Source organism: Pseudomonas sp. UBA5568 (genome assembly GCF_002425525.1).
Lineage (GTDB): Bacteria > Pseudomonadota > Gammaproteobacteria > Pseudomonadales > Pseudomonadaceae > Aquipseudomonas > Aquipseudomonas fulva.
Map to the genome: position 1 here is coordinate 48,004 of NZ_DIMK01000021.1, position 16,839 is coordinate 64,842.

General features: G+C 61.7%; 10 protein-coding genes, 1 tRNA gene and 1 pseudogene. 11 read left to right on the forward strand and 1 reads right to left on the reverse strand.

Annotated features, from left to right (window positions below; all coding sequences use genetic code 11):
• The first annotated feature begins 291 nt into the window (after positions 1-291).
• The 4 genes and pseudogenes from dnaG (at position 292) to B2S33_RS06410 (ending at position 7,571) form a co-directional block, all read left to right on the forward strand.
• A complete protein-coding gene (dnaG, locus tag B2S33_RS06395) occupies positions 292-2,268 on the forward strand; it encodes a DNA primase (RefSeq protein WP_027913618.1) in 1,977 nt (658 codons plus the stop codon).
• A gap of 67 nt (positions 2,269-2,335) precedes the next feature.
• Positions 2,336-4,183, forward strand: a complete 1,848-nt coding sequence (rpoD, locus tag B2S33_RS06400; protein ID WP_027913617.1) for an RNA polymerase sigma factor RpoD — start codon at positions 2,336-2,338, stop codon at positions 4,181-4,183.
• A gap of 333 nt (positions 4,184-4,516) precedes the next feature.
• Positions 4,517-7,478: pseudogene (locus B2S33_RS06405) on the forward strand (EAL domain-containing protein); the annotation flags it as partial.
• A 16-nt stretch (positions 7,479-7,494) separates the two neighbouring features.
• Positions 7,495-7,571 (forward strand) — tRNA-Ile (locus tag B2S33_RS06410).
• A 71-nt stretch (positions 7,572-7,642) separates the two neighbouring features.
• On the opposite strand, the gene B2S33_RS06415 is transcribed toward B2S33_RS06410, so the two are convergent.
• Entirely contained in the window at positions 7,643-8,608 is a 966-nt protein-coding gene (locus B2S33_RS06415; RefSeq protein WP_027913615.1) for a tetratricopeptide repeat protein, read from the reverse strand.
• A gap of 283 nt (positions 8,609-8,891) precedes the next feature.
• Here B2S33_RS06415 and B2S33_RS06420 point away from each other — a divergent pair, with 283 nt between their 5' ends.
• The 7 genes from B2S33_RS06420 to pqqB all read left to right on the forward strand — a co-directional run bounded on the left by B2S33_RS06420 (position 8,892) and on the right by pqqB (position 16,834).
• Positions 8,892-10,016 (forward strand): Fic family protein, encoded by a 1,125-nt coding sequence (locus B2S33_RS06420; protein ID WP_145278959.1) that lies wholly within the window; start codon positions 8,892-8,894, stop codon positions 10,014-10,016.
• A gap of 99 nt (positions 10,017-10,115) precedes the next feature.
• Entirely contained in the window at positions 10,116-10,577 is a 462-nt protein-coding gene (locus tag B2S33_RS06425; RefSeq protein ID WP_028686628.1) for an Lrp/AsnC family transcriptional regulator, read from the forward strand.
• Positions 10,578-10,761: 184 nt separating this feature from the next.
• A complete protein-coding gene (locus B2S33_RS06430) occupies positions 10,762-12,444 on the forward strand; it encodes a flavin monoamine oxidase family protein (protein ID WP_027913612.1) in 1,683 nt (560 codons plus the stop codon).
• Positions 12,445-12,457: 13 nt separating this feature from the next.
• Positions 12,458-13,264 (forward strand): carbon-nitrogen hydrolase family protein, encoded by an 807-nt coding sequence (locus tag B2S33_RS06435; protein WP_288650071.1) that lies wholly within the window; start codon positions 12,458-12,460, stop codon positions 13,262-13,264.
• A gap of 47 nt (positions 13,265-13,311) precedes the next feature.
• A complete protein-coding gene (gene pqqF, locus B2S33_RS06440; protein ID WP_288650073.1) occupies positions 13,312-15,639 on the forward strand; it encodes a pyrroloquinoline quinone biosynthesis protein PqqF in 2,328 nt (775 codons plus the stop codon).
• Between the two features lie 127 nt (positions 15,640-15,766).
• On the forward strand, positions 15,767-15,838 hold the full coding sequence (pqqA, locus tag B2S33_RS06445; RefSeq protein WP_003243383.1) for a pyrroloquinoline quinone precursor peptide PqqA: 72 nt from the start codon (positions 15,767-15,769) through the stop codon (positions 15,836-15,838).
• 84 nt (positions 15,839-15,922) lie between these two features.
• Positions 15,923-16,834, forward strand: a complete 912-nt coding sequence (gene pqqB, locus B2S33_RS06450; protein WP_027913610.1) for a pyrroloquinoline quinone biosynthesis protein PqqB — start codon at positions 15,923-15,925, stop codon at positions 16,832-16,834.
• Positions 16,835-16,839 lie beyond the last annotated feature (5 nt).

Genomic DNA, 16,839 nt, shown 5'->3' on the forward strand with positions numbered 1-16,839 from the left:
CATCGCAAAGCTTCTGCCCTGCCCGGTTAACCGCCGGGCGATGGCAGTGGTCGTTTCAAACTTGAGCAACTTGCTCAAGGCTCCATGCACCTGTTCAAGCACCGTGCATGCGGGCAACCTGCCTGAAACGTCAGAACTGGTCATTGTGCTGTAGGCCAGGCGTGCACGTCCGACTGACGGGCCTTATGGGCCGGCGACGAGCACTTATTCCCCGCATAGCTTCAAGCATCACCCGCTGCATTCGGCGCGTGAGCGATTAGACTTGCCAGTTGCCAGATTGACGAGACTGCCATGGCCGGGCTGATTCCCCAGAGTTTCATTGACGACCTTATCAACCGCCTCGACATCGTCGACGTGGTCAGCTCCCGCGTCCAACTGAAAAAAACCGGCAAGAATTATTCTGCCTGCTGCCCGTTCCACAAGGAAAAGACCCCGTCCTTCACCGTGAGCCCCGACAAGCAGTTCTATTACTGCTTTGGTTGCGGCGCCGGTGGCAATGCCCTTGGCTTCGTCATGGACCACGACAACCTGGATTTTCCCCAGGCCGTCGAGGAACTGGCACGCGCGGCAGGCATGGAAGTCCCGCGCGAGCAAGGCCGGCGCGACCAGAAACCGCGCCAGCCGACCGATTCCCCGTTGTATCCGCTGCTGGACGCCGCCTCGGAGTTCTACCGCCAGGCCCTGCGCAGTCACCCGACCCGCAAGGCGGCGGTGGAATACCTCAAGGGCCGCGGCTTATCCGGCGAAGTGGCGCGGGATTTTGGCCTGGGTTTCGCGCCGCCGGGCTGGGACAACCTGCTCAAGCACCTGGGTGCCGACACGCTGCAGCAGAAGGTCATGATCGATGCCGGCCTGCTGATCGAGAATGCCGAAACCGGTAAACGCTATGACCGCTTCCGCGATCGGGTGATGTTCCCGATTCGTGACAGCCGTGGCCGTATCATCGCCTTCGGCGGCAGGGTGCTAGGCGACGACAAGCCCAAGTACCTGAACTCCCCTGAAACGCCCGTGTTCCACAAGGGCCAGGAGCTGTACGGGCTGTATGAGGCCCGCAAGCACAACCGCAACCTCGACGAAATCATCGTGGTCGAGGGCTACATGGACGTGATTGCCCTGGCCCAGCAGGGCTTGCGCAACGCCGTGGCCACCCTGGGCACTGCCACCAGCGAAGAGCACCTCAAGCGCCTGTTTCGCGTGGTCCCGAGCGTGCTGTTCTGCTTCGACGGCGACCAGGCCGGGCGCAAGGCGGCCTGGCGGGCGCTGGAGTCCGCCCTGTCGAACTTGCAGGACGGCCGGCGCGCGCGCTTTCTGTTCCTGCCCGAAGGCGAAGACCCGGACAGCCTGGTCCGCGCCGAAGGCACCGACGCCTTCATGGCCCGCATCAATCAGCACGCCCAACCGCTGGCCGATTACTTCTTCGAGCAGTTGAGCATCGAGGCAGACCCTCGCTCGCTCGAGGGCAAGGCGCACATGGCGACCCTGGCTGCACCGTTGATCGAAAAAATTCCGGGCGCCAACCTGCGTCAGCTGATGCGCAACCGCCTGCGGGACATCACCGGGCTCGATCCGCAGCAGGTCGAGCAACTGGCCCAGCAGGCCCCCGCGGCGCCCAGCGCAGACTACGATCCAGGCTATGACTACGATGCCATGGTCAGCTACACGCCTGATTACGGCGACATGCCGCAGCCCGATTATGCTGGCGCCCATCAGGAACAAGCCTGGACGCCAAAAAAGGCCGGCGGCAAGAAACCCTGGAGCGACAAACCCTGGGACAAGCATCGCAAGGGCGGCAAGCCGTGGCAGCGTGACGAGCCCCCGCCCCGCGTGCCGGCACCGGTCGAACCGCCTACGCTGGCGGCGCTGCGTACGCTGCTGCACCATCCGCTGTTGGCCGGCAAGGTGGAGGACGCCAGCCATTTTGCCGACGAAGAACAGCTCTACAGCCAACTGCTGGTGGCATTGATCGAAGCTGCACAGAAAAATCCTGGGCTAAGCTCAATGCAGCTGATCGCACGCTGGCATGGCACCGAACAAGGTCGCCTGCTGCGGGCCTTGGCGGAGAAGGAATGGTTGATCGTGGCCGACAACCTTGAACAACAGTTTTTCGACACCATTACTAGCTTGTCCGCTCGCCAACGTGAGCGAAGCCTGGAACAACTGCTCAGGAAATCCCGTCAAAGCGAATTGACCAGCGAGGAAAAAACCCAGCTTCTCGCCTTGTTGAGCCGGAATGTTCCCGCACAAAACCCGACCTCATCTGGCGCGTGAGGTCCATGCTCGGGTATAATCCTCGGCTTGTTTTTTGCCCGCCAAGACCTTCAGTGGATAGGGTGTTATGTCCGGAAAAGCGCAACAGCAGTCTCGTATCAAAGAGTTGATCACCCGCGGTCGTGAGCAGGGCTACCTGACTTACGCGGAGGTCAACGACCACCTGCCTGAGGATATTTCAGATCCTGAACAGGTGGAAGACATCATCCGCATGATCAACGACATGGGGATCAACGTATTCGAGAGTGCTCCGGATGCGGATGCCCTTCTGTTGGCGGAAGCCGACACCGACGAAGCCGCGGCCGAAGAAGCCGCTGCTGCGTTGGCGGCAGTTGAGACCGATATCGGCCGCACGACCGACCCGGTACGCATGTACATGCGTGAAATGGGTACGGTCGAGCTGCTGACCCGTGAAGGCGAGATCGAAATCGCCAAGCGGATCGAGGAAGGCATTCGTGAAGTCATGGGCGCCATCGCCCACTTCCCGGGCACTGTCGATTACATTCTCGGCGAGTACGACCGCGTCACCACCGAAGGTGGCCGTCTGTCGGACGTCCTCAGTGGTTACATCGATCCCGATGACAACATCGCAGCACCGACAGAGGAAGTGCCGATTCCAGGCGCCAAGACTGCCGCTGCGAAGGAAGAGTCCGAGGACGAGGAAGAAGAGTCCGACAGCGACGACGAAGAAGAGACCGAAAGCGGTCCGGACCCTGTCGTTGCGGCCCAACGCTTCGGCGCGGTATCCGATCAGCTTCAGGCCACCAACAAGGTCCTGAAGAAGAACGGCCGTGATCACAAGGAAAGCATTGCTGCCCTGCAGGCACTGGCCGATCTGTTCATGCCGATCAAGCTGGTACCCAAGCAGTTCGAAGTGCTGGTCGAGCGCGTTCGCGGCGCACTGAGCCGCCTGCGTCAGCAAGAGCGCGCCATCATGCAGCTGTGCGTGCGTGATGCCCGCATGCCGCGTGCCGACTTCCTGCGCATGTTCCCGAGCAACGAAACCGACCAGACCTGGAGCGGTGACCTTGCCAAGCGCAACACCAAATGGGCTGCGGCCTTGGGTGAAAAGGACGCAGCTATCGTTGCGTGCCAGCAGAAACTGATCGACCTTGAGACCGAAACCGGCCTGACCGTTTCCGAAATCAAGGAAATCAACCGTCGCATGTCGATTGGCGAAGCCAAGGCTCGCCGCGCCAAGAAAGAAATGGTCGAGGCGAACCTGCGTCTGGTGATCTCCATCGCCAAGAAGTACACCAACCGTGGCTTGCAGTTCCTGGACCTGATCCAGGAAGGCAACATCGGCTTGATGAAGGCTGTGGACAAGTTCGAATACCGTCGCGGTTACAAGTTCTCGACCTATGCCACCTGGTGGATTCGTCAGGCGATCACTCGCTCCATCGCCGACCAGGCACGCACCATTCGTATTCCGGTGCACATGATCGAAACGATCAACAAGCTCAACCGCATTTCCCGGCAGATGCTGCAGGAAATGGGTCGTGAGCCGACCCCGGAAGAGTTGGGCGAGCGCATGGAAATGCCTGAGGACAAGATCCGCAAGGTATTGAAGATCGCCAAAGAGCCGATCTCCATGGAAACCCCGATCGGTGACGATGAAGATTCGCACCTGGGTGACTTCATCGAGGACTCGACCATGCAGTCCCCGATCGACGTGGCCACGGTCGAGAGCCTCAAGGAAGCGACCCGCGATGTCCTGTCGGGCCTCACGGCACGTGAAGCCAAGGTCCTGCGCATGCGCTTCGGCATCGACATGAACACCGATCACACCCTTGAAGAAGTGGGTAAGCAGTTCGACGTGACCCGCGAGCGGATCCGTCAGATCGAGGCGAAGGCGCTGCGCAAGCTGCGTCACCCGACTCGAAGCGAGCACCTGCGCTCCTTCCTCGACGAGTGATGACTAACCCCGGCCCAGGCCGGGGTTTTTTCTAGGCTTCGCACACCACTGGCCATCCGTCTCCAAGGCCCTGTTAAGCCTGAAAAAACCTCCCTGACACCCATCCCAGAGGTGATTGGCCGTCTACACTCGACTCAGACCATTTGAATGCGAGAGGCCGCTATGCCCCTGATGCCGGCAATCCTGCTGGTGACCCTGAGCCTGTGGACCACGACGGGCGTTGCGCAAGTGCAACAGCCAAGTTCGGTCGCCGAGTACGTCGCCGTGGCGATGCCCAGCCCAACCACGGCGCAACCCGACTCCCCGCAAGCCTCCGCACAGCACGGCACTGCCCGCATGTTCTGGTCCGATCTGGTGGTGTACGGCGTACCCACCGTATTGTTGCTGGTACTGGTGCTGGCCACGGTCATGCGTATCAACCGGCGCCTGAGCTCCGAAATCTCCCGGCGCATCGCACTGGAACAGGAGCTGCGCAGCAGCGAGTACCATTACCGTGGTCTGGTCGAGAGCCTTTCAGCCATCGCCTGGGAAGCGGACGTGAACGATTTCACGTACAGCTATGTATCGCCCCATGCCGAAGCTTTGCTCGGTTACCCCCTGAGCAATTGGCTAAAGCCCGGTTTCTGGCGCAGCATCGTGCACCCTGACGATGCGTTATGGGCTCAGGCCTACTGCGAAAGCGAAACTGCCGCCGGGCGCGACCACAGCCTGGATTACCGGGTGATTCGTGCCGATGGCCAAGCGTTGTGGGTGCGCAACATCGTCAGCATGATCAAGCATGGTCACCAGCCCGTCATGCGCGGCCTGATGATCGACATCAGTGAAACCAAGCGCACCGAAGATGCGCTGCGTCTGTCCGAGCAGAAGTTTGCCTCGGTGTTCCAGCAGTGCCCGGACATCTTGCTGATCGCCCGCCACAGCGACGGCTGCTTGCTGGAGGTCAACGAAGCGTTCGAGGAGCAGATAGGCCTGACGCCTGGCCAGGTCATCGGCCGGACGGCGACCGAGCTCAATCTATGGGCAGTCGAGGGTTCAGGCCCTCGCTTGCTGGAGCGCCTGCACCTGGGCGGCATCCGCAACCTGGAAATGAGCTTCAGGCGCAGCAACGGCCAGGTGTTCACAGGGCTTACGTCTGCTGAAACCTTCGAACTCGACGGCACACCTGCGCTGGTGGTCGCCGTACGGGACATCAGCCAGCTCAAGGAAACCCAGCAACAACTGCAGATTTCCGAAGAAAAGTTCGCCAAGGCGTTTCATGCCTCACCAGACGGCCTGTTGCTGTCCCGTCAGCACGATGGCTTGCTGCTGGAGGTCAACGACGGGTTTTGCCGCCTGACCGGCTACGCCCTGCACCCGACCCTGGACCAGACGTCGCTGGACCTTGGCATCTGGGTAGACCTCAATGAACGCAAGCGTCTGCTCGACCAGCTCAACCGAGNNCTTCGTACGCGACTTCACCTGCCATATCCGCCGTAGCGACGGGCAGATTCGCCTGTGCGAATTGTCTGCGCGCCCGCTGCCAATCGCCGGCACCGACTGTATGTTGACCATCGCCCGGGACATTACCGAGCGCCACCTGATGCAGGAAAAACTGCAACTGGCCGCCACAGTGTTCGAAAACACGGCCGAGGGCGTGCTGATCACCGACATCGACCAGCGCATCAGTGCGGTGAACCGTGCCTTCAGCGAGATCACCGGCTACAGCGAGATCGAAGCGCTGGGCCAGACCCCTCGCCTGCTCGCCTCGGGCCAGCATGACAGCGCCTTCTACGCTGCCCTGTGGCATCAACTGACCGATGAAGGGCACTGGCAGGGCGAGATCTACAACAAACGCAAGAACGGCGAGCTGTACCCTAGCTGGCTGACCATCAGTGCCGTGCGCAATGCCGAGCGCGAGATCACGCACTTCGTGGCGGTGTTCGCCGACATCTCCAGCATCAAGCACGCACAAGCCGAGCTGGACTACCAGGCACATCACGACCCCCTTACTGGCCTGCCCAACCGTACCCTGTTCGAAAATCGGCTCCAGGCCGTGCTGACCTGTGGACAACTGTCCAATCGCCAAGGCGCCGTGCTGTTCCTGGACCTGGACCGTTTCAAGCACATCAACGACAGCCTCGGCCATCCGGTAGGCGACCTGCTGCTCAAGGGCATCGCACAGCGCCTCAAAGAGCAGGTGCGCGACGTGGACACCGTGGCGCGCCTGGGGGGCGACGAATTCATCATCCTGCTGCCTGGCCTGCACAAGCCCAGTGACGCGAGCACCATCGCCAACAAGCTGCTGGCGTGTTTCAACGCCCCCTTCCAGGCCGGCGAGCATGAGTTCTTCACCAGCGCCAGCATCGGCATAAGCCTCTACCCACACGACGGCAGCGATGTCGCCACGCTCATCCGCAACGCCGATGCCGCCATGTACCGCTCCAAGGCCAAGGGGCGCAACCGGGTGGAAGTCTATACCCGCGACCTTACCGCCCAGGCCAGTGAGCGTGTTGCCCTGGAGCACGAACTGCGCCGGGCCATCGAACGCAACGAGATGAGCCTGTGCTTCCAGCCCAAGCTTAGCCTGCAAACCCAGACCCTGGTCGGTGCCGAAGCCTTGATCCGCTGGAGCCACCCGACATTTGGCGAAGTGCCACCGGAGCATTTCATCCACCTGGCAGAGGAAAACGGCACCATCCTGCAACTGGGCGATTGGGTACTGGAACAGGCCTGCCGCCAGATGCAAGCCTGGAAACAGCGTTACGAACCCTTTGGCCCGCTGTCGATCAACCTGGCCGGCGCGCAGCTTCGCCAACCCAACCTGGCACGGCGCATCGAGGCACTGCTCAAGCAACACCAACTCAAGGCCGGCGATCTACAGCTGGAGATCACCGAGAACTTCATCATGAGCCAGGCCGAAGAAGCCCTCGCGGTTCTGCACCAGTTGAAGAAACTGGGCGTGCAACTGGCGATCGACGATTTTGGCACCGGTTATTCGTCGTTGAGCTACCTCAAGCGGCTGCCGCTGGACATCCTCAAGATCGACAAATCCTTCATCCGCGGCCTGCCCGACGACCCCCACGATGCCGCTATCGCCCGCGCCATCATCGCGCTGGGCCGCAGCATGCAGCTGACCATCATTGCCGAAGGCGTCGAGAACCAGGCCCAGCAGCGATTTCTGGCTACCGAAGGCTGCGAGCAGATCCAGGGCTACATCGTCAGCCTGCCCTTGCTGCCAGAGGAATTCGCTGCGCAATTTCTTCGTATAGCACTAACGGATCTTTCGGATGGCACAGGTGCGAAACCCTCGTTATAATCGCGCCTCCTACTGAGGGCCTATAGCTCAGTTGGTTAGAGCAGAGGACTCATAATCCTTTGGTCCACGGTTCGAGTCCGTGTGGGCCCACCATACCCAACGCCGCGCACTGCGCGGCTTTCGGCTTTCTGGGTCGGCGGCGCTAGCGGCAAGGTCACCGTGGCTCAGGCCAGCAACCGGTCGATCAACGCCTGCTCGTAATCGTTGAGCGGTTGATCCTCGTAGAGCTTGTCGGAGGCCGCGACCAGCGCCTGGCCCTCGACCTCACGCCCACTGTCACCATAGACATGCCCAAGGTTCTCCAGCGACTGCAGGTTGCCGTGCTCTGAGAAGGAAATCAGGTACCAGCGCTCGGCCGCCTCGAGCTCGCCCAGTCGGTGATAGGCCACAGCCAGGTTGTGCTGGGCGTAGACGTGGTCGGACTCCAAGGCCTGCAACAACGCCTGCTTGGCCTGTTGATAGTCTTCGAGCTGCAAGTAAAGAAGGCCAAGATTGTTGTAGCCGTCGACATTGCCCAACTCGGCCGCGCGCCGGTAGGCCTGCTCAGCCTGCGGATAACGCTCTGCATGCAGATGGACGTCACCCAGCAAGTTCAACGCCTCCGGATGATCGTGGCGCACAGCCTTGTTGAGGTGTTCGACGGCAGCATCGTGATCGCCATCCTGGTAGGCCATGCTGCCCAGGTAGAAGTGGCTACGGACACAGTCGTACTCGGTGGCTTTCTGGAAGTATTGGCGGGCGGTGTCGTGGTCACCCTCCTGGAAGGCCATGCTGCCAAGGTTGTAGTGGCTGCCCGGATAGTCGTGCTCGGCAGCCCTCTGGAAGTGTCGGCGGGCAACGTCGTGATCACCGTCTTGGTAGGCCATGATGCCCAGGTTGTAGTGGCTGCCGGGATAATCACGGTCGGCGGCCCTCTGGAAGTGTCGATGAGCATTGGCGCGATCATCACGTGCCAGGCTCACCGCGCCAACGCCATTCATCCAGCGCGGGTCGTCGGGACACGCCTTGGCAAGGTTCTCGAAGCACTGCTGCGCAGCGTCCAGATCCTGTGCTCGGAACGCCGCCCAGCCCTGGTCATTGAGCGCAGTCGCCTGCTCGGCACTGAGCGTTTTTTTATTCGTGAACCACATGGTGTTTCCTGCCTTGCGAGGGTCTGCCATGTTAAGGGCGTATAGAAAAGCCAACAAGGTAAAGGCTCTGCTGGGCAGGTTCGAACCACCTTCTTTGAAGCCGCGCAACTGTGCGGCTTTTTTGCATTTCATATCACGTCATGGGCCCGATGCCCGTGTTGAAACCGCCCTTGAGGCCACTATGTTCCCCGCTATGCATTGGACAGTGAGCCGAATAGGCGGCATTATCGGCTCATTTAATGAGCCGAATAGGCTCCCTAATCGGCTCACGTGAACGTAACCTATGAATGACCCGCAATGGATCTGGCAGCAGCCCGGTTGGCCAGGGTTTACTTGGCAAACTGAAACACTCGCCCCACTGCTGCACGCCTGCAGTCAGGCGCAGGGCCGTCTGTTGGGGATGCTCGATGCCGCAGGGCACGACACTGAAGTGCAGAGCAGCCTGGATGCCATGCTGCAGAACATAATCACCTCTTCCGCCATCGAGGGCGAGCAACTGAATGTTGGTTCCGTGCGCTCATCGCTGGCGCAGCGCTTAGGGTTGAACGAGGAAAGCCAATCAGCCACACCGCGATCAGAAGGCCTGGCAGCATTGCTGCTCGATGCCACTCAGGGGTATGAACAAACGCTAGACACAGAACGGCTCTTCATTTGGCACCGCTGGTTGTTTCCAAGCGATGACCCGCTGATGTCAAGACCTCTGCATATCGGCACATTGCGCGGCCATGAGCCCATGCAGGTGGTTTCCGGTCGGCTCGACCGCCCGACGGTCCACTTCGAAGCACCTGCGCGAACTGGCCTGGAAACACAAGTGGCGGATTTTCTCGTCTGGTTCGAGCGCAGTCGCCGCGATGCCAGCCTGAACCCTTTCTTGCGTGCGGGTATCGCGCATCTTTGGTTCGTTACCCTGCACCCGTTCGATGACGGTAACGGCCGCCTTACCCGCGCCCTCACCGACTTGGCGTTGGCGCAAGGTGAACGACAAGCCATCCGTTTCTATGCGATGTCCGCGAGCATTCTCGACGACCGCGCCGGTTATTACCGCATCCTGGAAGCCAGTCAGAAAAGTGGACTGGACATCACCCGTTGGCTGTATTGGTTTCTGACCACCTTGCTCAACAGCCTGGAAAAGGCTCTCGTACGTATTGATCGAGTACTGGCAAAGGCGCGATTCTGGCAGGCGCACCGCGGCCAGGGGTTATCCGCAGAGCAGGTAAAAGTACTCAACCGTCTGCTCGACGGTGGCGAGCGCGGCTTCGAGCAAGGTATCAGCGCAGCGCAGTACCAAGCCGTAGCGAAAGTTTCCAAAGCCACTGCTACTCGCCACCTCAGTGATCTTCTGGAAAAAGGCTGCATCGAACGCCTGCCCGGTGGCGGCCGCAGTACGCGTTACCAAATAGCCCAGTGAGCCTCAATGAACGTCTGAGCGCAGCGGGGCAATCCTCCTTGCCCCCACCCACCCAGCCTAGCTAGGCTACCTCCCCCCTTTCGCTCGCCGAGCCACGCCATGCCAGACCCTCGCCCGTTCGCCCTGGATGAAATCGACCGACAGCTGATCGCCCTGTTGCAGATCAATGCCCGCGAAAGCGTAGCCATGCTCGCGCGCCAGTTGGGCATCGCTCGCACCACGGTCAACTCACGGCTCGAGCGGTTGGAGAAGAACAAGGTGATTTCCGGTTATGGCGTGCGCTTGGGGCAGCAGGTGATGGGCGGTGGGCTACAAGCGTATGTGGGCATCAAGGTGCAGCCACGCTCGGGCAAAGAGGTCGTCAAACGACTAAGCACGATGGCCGCTGTGCGGCAGTTGTGCGCAGTGAGCGGCGAGTTCGACTACGTGGCCTGGCTGCACACGGAGTCACCGGAGCAACTGGACCAGTTGCTGGACCGGATCGGCAACGTCGAGGGCGTCGAAAAAACCACCACGTCGATCATCCTCAGCAGCAAGGTGGATCGCGGTCAGGCGCTTTGAAACCCATGCTCATGAAGCCGAAATCGTCAAAGTGCTCACCTGACACGTCACTATGACCAACCCTGAGACATTTCGACCTCATTCTGCTTCTTAATAACGAAACGCCCCCTCTCTAAAATGACCGCCAGACGTCTCCTATACTCAGGCTCAGCACATCGCGCAGCCGCTCTGGCAAGGTCCTTCAATGAACAAGAACAACCGGCACCCTGACGACGGCAAGAAACCCATCACCATTTTCGGCCCGGATTTTCCATTCGCCTTCGATGACTGGCTGGAGCATCCGGCAGGCCTGGGCACGATTCCGGCGCAACGTCACGGCGAGGAAGTCGCGATCATCGGCGCCGGAATCGCCGGCTTGGTGGCCGCCTACGAGCTCATGAAACTGGGGCTCAAGCCAGTGGTGTACGAAGCCTCGAAACTGGGTGGCCGGCTGCGCTCGCAAGCCTTCAATGGCACCGATGGCATCGTCGCCGAGTTGGGTGGCATGCGCTTTCCGGTCTCGTCCACGGCGTTCTATCACTACGTGGACAAGCTAGGGTTGCAGACCAAGCCCTTCCCTAACCCGTTGAGCTCGGCCTCCAGCAGCACGGTGATCGACCTCGAAGGCCAGACCTACTACGCCGAAACCCCTGCCGATCTTCCCCAGTTGTTTCATGAAGTGGCCGACGCCTGGGCTGACGCGCTGGAAAGCGGTGCGCAATTCGCCGATATCCAGCAAGCGATCCGTGATCGCGATGTACCACGCCTCAAGGCGCTGTGGAACAAACTCGTACCGCTGTGGGACGACCGCACGTTCTACGACTTCGTCGCCACCTCGCGCTCGTTCGCCAAGCTCAGCTTCCTGCACCGCGAAGTGTTCGGCCAGGTAGGCTTCGGCACAGGCGGTTGGGACTCTGACTTCCCCAACTCGATGCTGGAAATCTTCCGGGTGGTCATGACCAACTGCGATGATCATCAGCATCTGATCGTGGGCGGCGTGGAGCAGGTACCGCAAGGTATCTGGCGTCATCGGCCCGAGCGCTGCGCCCATTGGCCCGAGGGCACCAGCTTGCGGTCCCTGCATGGCGGCGCACCCCGCACCGGGGTCAAGCGGATCCAGCGCGCTGCCGATGGCCGCCTGGCCGTCACCGACAACTGGGGTGATACCCGCCAGTACGGCGCCGTGCTCGCCACCTGCCAGACGTGGTTGCTGACCACCCAGATCGACTGCGAAGAATCGCTGTTCTCCCAGAAAATGTGGATGGCACTGGACCGCACCCGCTACATGCAGTCGTCGAAAACCTTCGTCATGGTCGACAGGCCGTTCTGGAAGGACAAGGACCCGGAAACCGGCCGCGACCTGCTGAGCATGACCCTGACCGACCGCCTGACCCGCGGCACGTACCTGTTCGATAACGGCGACGACAAGCCGGGGGTCATCTGCCTGTCCTATGCCTGGATGAGCGATGCCTTGAAAATGCTGCCACACCCGGTCGAGAAACGCGTGCAGCTGGCCTTGGACGCGCTGAAGAAGATCTATCCGAAGACCGACATCGCCGGCCACATCATTGGCGATCCGATCACGGTGTCGTGGGAAGCGGACCCGTATTTCCTCGGCGCCTTCAAAGGCGCTCTGCCCGGTCATTACCGCTACAACCAACGCATGTATGCCCACTTCATGCAAAAGGACATGCCCGCCGAGCAGCGCGGCATCTTCATTGCCGGCGACGACGTGTCCTGGACGCCTGCCTGGGTGGAGGGCGCCGTGCAGACGTCGCTCAATGCGGTGTGGGGTATCATCAATCACTTCGGCGGGCATACCCACCCCGAGAATCCGGGGCCAGGCGATGTGTTCGACGAGATCGGCCCGATCGCGCTGGCCGACTGACCCAGGAGCTGTCATGCGCATAGCCTTGTTCCAAGCGCCGCCTGGCCCGCTGGATGTGCCCGGCAACCTGCAGCGGCTGCGCGACCAGGCGCAGTTGGCGGCCGGCCAGGGCGCGTCACTGTTGGTTTGCCCGGAAATGTTTCTGACCGGCTACAACATCGGCTCGGCCCAGGTGCAGCAACTGGCCGAAGCCTGCGATGGCCCGTCAGCGCAGCACATCATGCAGACAGCGCAGACCTATGGTATCGCCATCGCCTACGGTTACCCGGAACGCGACCCAAACGGTGCCGTTTTCAACAGCGCGCAACTGATCGCTGCCGATGGCCGCACCCTGGGCAACTACCGCAAGACGCATCTGTTCGGTGAGCTTGATGGCACGATGTTCACGCAGGGGCCGGATCATTTTCCGGTCGTCGAGCTGGACGGCTGGAAAGTCGGCCTGCTGATCTGCTACGACATCGAGTTCCCGGAAAATGCCCGTCGGCTGGCCTTGGCCGGCGCCGAGCTCATCCTGGTCCCGACGGCCAACATGAAGCCTTACGACTTCGTTTGCCAGGTGACGGTGCGGGCCCGGGCCCAGGAAAACCAGTGTTACCTGGTGTATGCCAACTACTGCGGCACGGAAGGCGCCATCGACTATTGCGGACAAAGCAGCATCGTCGGCCCGGATGGCGGCATATTGGACATGGCAGGCCATGAAGAATGCCTGCTGCTGGCCGAGCTGGAACAGCAAGCCGTGGTGCAGGGCCGTCGAGCATTCCCCTACCTCACCGACCTGCGTCAGGCCTTGCACGGACGAACGCCTGGGCAGGATCACTGACAGCGCAGCGCTTGCAGGCTAGCATGGTCGGACCACACGGAGCCCCCATGCCTGACACCATCCGCCAGCTCACCCTTGCCAACGGCCTGCAGCTCACCCTGCGCCACGCCCCTCGTCTCAAGCGCGCCGCGGCGGCGCTCAGGGTGCACGCGGGCGGCCACGACGCCCCTGCCAAGTGGCCTGGGCTGGCGCATTTTCTCGAGCACCTGTTCTTTCTGGGTACAACGCGTTATCCCCTCGAAAATGGCCTGATGCGCTACGTGCAGGCGCTCGGCGGCCAGGTCAATGCAAGCACCCGCGAGCGGACGACGGACTTCTTCTTCGAAACCCCGCCCACAGCCTTGGCGGGCGGTTTGATGCGGCTGTGCCAGATGCTGGCCGAGCCGGACCTGGCCATCGCCCGCCAACGCGACGAGCGCGAAGTGATCCACGCCGAATTCATCGCCTGGTCGCGCAGTCGTCAGGCCCAGGCGCATCATGCCTTGCTGCAATCCGTCGCGCCGGGTCATCCGTTGCGCGCCTTCCAGGCCGGTAACCGTTACACCTTACCGCTGCAAGACCCCGCCTTCCAGCAAGCACTGAGGGACTTTCACCGACGCTATTACCAGGGTGGCCAAATGGTGCTGGCGGTGAGCGGCCCTCAGTCCCTGGATGAACTGGAACAGTTGGCCGTGCCCCCCGCACAACTGTTCGCCAGCGGCACGCGCGAGCTGCAGCGCCCTCCACCCCCATTGGGCACACGCTGCAACCCGCAACTGTTCGCTCATGACCAGATGCCGGCCGGCGCAGAGCATGCCCTAGCGCTGCTGATCAGTTGCCTGAACGACAGCCGGCCCGGTATGTGGCTCGCTGCCGCGCGCCAGCACTGCGGGTTGCAGGCCATCAAGGTTGAAACGCTCTACGCCTTCGCCGGGCAATTGCTCTGGCACATCGATCTGACGCCAGGCACCGGTGTGGCTGTTGGGCAGGCCATGGCCCTGCTTCACGGCTGGTTCGGATACATGCAGAACGCGGACTTGGCGCAGCTCAATCGAGAATTCGGGCGCTTGCAAAGGCGTCGTGAGCACAGCGCCAGCGCCATGGAGCTGGCCCGCAGGGACAGCGCAGGGCTTCCCTTTACCGCGCTCGACACACAGGGCCAGCGCGCTTTTGCTGCGCTTCTGGCGAGCCTGCCCCATTCGGACCAGGGTCGCTGGCAGCTCCCTGTGAGCGAGCCGTTGCTGCACACACCGTTGCCTGAGACCGGTGAGTGGTCCTTACCCGGTGGACTGAGCATCAGCGGCGCCTTGCCTGCCACGCGTCAGCACGCAGCCCTGCTTGTGCGTTGGCAGGTACCCCTTGCTTTGAAGGAATCACTGCATGCCGTTCTGGATCAAGCCCTGGCCCCACTCAAAGCGCGCTGCGAACGCGCTTCGGTACAGCTGAGTTTCGCCAGGGCCGGCCAGGGATGGGCGCTGCGCTGCGCAGGCGTAGCTTCGGCCGTGGTCACCGCCATGGGGATTGCCCTGCCATTGTTGAAGGCCCCGCCGGCCGACTGCTGGGCTGACCGCGCGGTACCACCCAATGAGCCCATGCCCATCAGGGCACTGCTCGAGCAGTTGCCAAACGCCGTGGTAGGCCTCGACGTGCAGGCGGAGACCGTGTCACGGCAAAGCCAGGCCCAACTCGACAGGCTCTGGCAACAGGCCACCTGGCATGGGTTGGCTGTGGGTTTCGATACAGATACACAGCGGGCACTGGCAGCCGTCCTGCAAGGCCTGCCTGGCCATGGCCGCGCGCCTGTTCCCGTCCCACCGCCCGCCCGTCGTTGGCACACGGTGGACGGGTACGGCAGCGAGCATGCCCTGCTGTTGTTCTACCCTCTGCCAGCGGGCATGGAGGCAGCGGGCAGGCTGCTGGCTCACCTGCTTCAAGGCCCTGTCTATCAACGTTTGCGGGTCGAACTGCAACTGGGCTATGCGGTGTTCAGCGCCATGCGCCAGGTGGAGGGCGTGCACGGGCTGATGATCGGCGTGCAATCGCCCCACGCCAGCCCGGCCATGATCCTGGAACAGGTGGTCACCTTGTTGCGCGAGCGCGTCACGCTCGATCTTTCCTCGCAGCAACTGCTGGCCGATCAGTTCGATGAAGCGGTGATGAGCAACGCCGAGGTCGTGGAGTGGGCCTGGCAGACACACCTGGCTACACAACCCTGGACGCTGGATGGCGTACGCAGGGCTATCCTCAATGTGCGGCAGCATGATCTGGACAGGCTGCAGGACGCATTGCTCGATGGGCAGGCGCCCTGGACCTGTCTGGCCACCGCTGCCGCGCCACCTGACTTTCAGGCCAAGCAGCGCGAGATTATTGCACCTGGTGCAACGCTACTTTCCTGATACACAGTCTTCGGATGAACGGTTTTCTTGTAAGATAGCGCAACCCTGATTCAGGGAACCTCCTGCCTATGGCGGTACCCAAGTAGTAGTCAAGCGTTCCTCAAACCCATTCGGAAGGAGTAATCCCATGTGGACCAAACCTGCATACACTGACCTGCGTATCGGCTTCGAAGTCACCATGTACTTCGCCAACCGCTAAGCACGGCTTAGGGTACGACGCCTCGGCCTGCCGGGGCGTTTTCGTTTTTCAGGCATGACTTTCCGCACAGCATAGAGAGCACCCATGTATATCCAGGTTCTCGGCTCGGCCGCCGGTGGCGGATTTCCGCAGTGGAACTGCAACTGCGTCAATTGCAAGGGCTTCAGGGACGGTACCCTGCGGGCCACTGCCCGCACCCAGTCATCCATCGCCCTGTCCGACGACGGTGTGCATTGGGTGTTGTGCAACGCTTCGCCAGACATTCGCGCACAGCTTCAGGCCTTCGCGCCCATGCAGCCTGCCCGGGGTCTGCGCGACACCGGCATAGACGCCATCATCCTGCTGGACAGCCAGATCGACCACACCACTGGCCTGCTCAGCCTGCGCGAAGGTTGCCCGCACCCGGTGTGGTGCACCGACATGGTCCATCAGGACCTGACCACCGGCTTTCCGCTGTTCACCATGCTCAGCCACTGGAACGGCGGCCTGCAATGGAACCGTATCGAGCTTGAGGGCAGTTTCGTCATCCAGGCCTGCCCCAACCTGCGGTTCACCCCTTTCCCGCTGCGCAGTGCGGCGCCGCCTTATTCGCCACACCGTTTCGACCCGCACCCAGGCGATAACCTCGGCCTGCTGGTCGAGGACACCCGCACCGGTGGCAAGCTGTTCTATGCGCCCGGCCTTGGCCAGGTGGACGAGCAACTGCTGGAGATGATGCAAGGCGCCGACTGTCTGCTGGTCGATGGCACCTTGTGGGAAGACGACGAAATGCAGCGCCGCGGTGTGGGCACGCGCACCGGCCGTGAAATGGGCCACCTGGCCCAGAACGGCGCCGGCGGCATGCTCGAGGTGCTCGACGGCTTTGCACGCCAGCGCAAAGTGCTTATCCACATCAACAACACCAACCCGATTCTCGACGAAGACTCCCCCGAGCGTGCCGAAGTGCTGCGCCGCGGTGTGGAAGTGGCCTTCGACGGCATGAGCATCGAGTTGTAACGGGC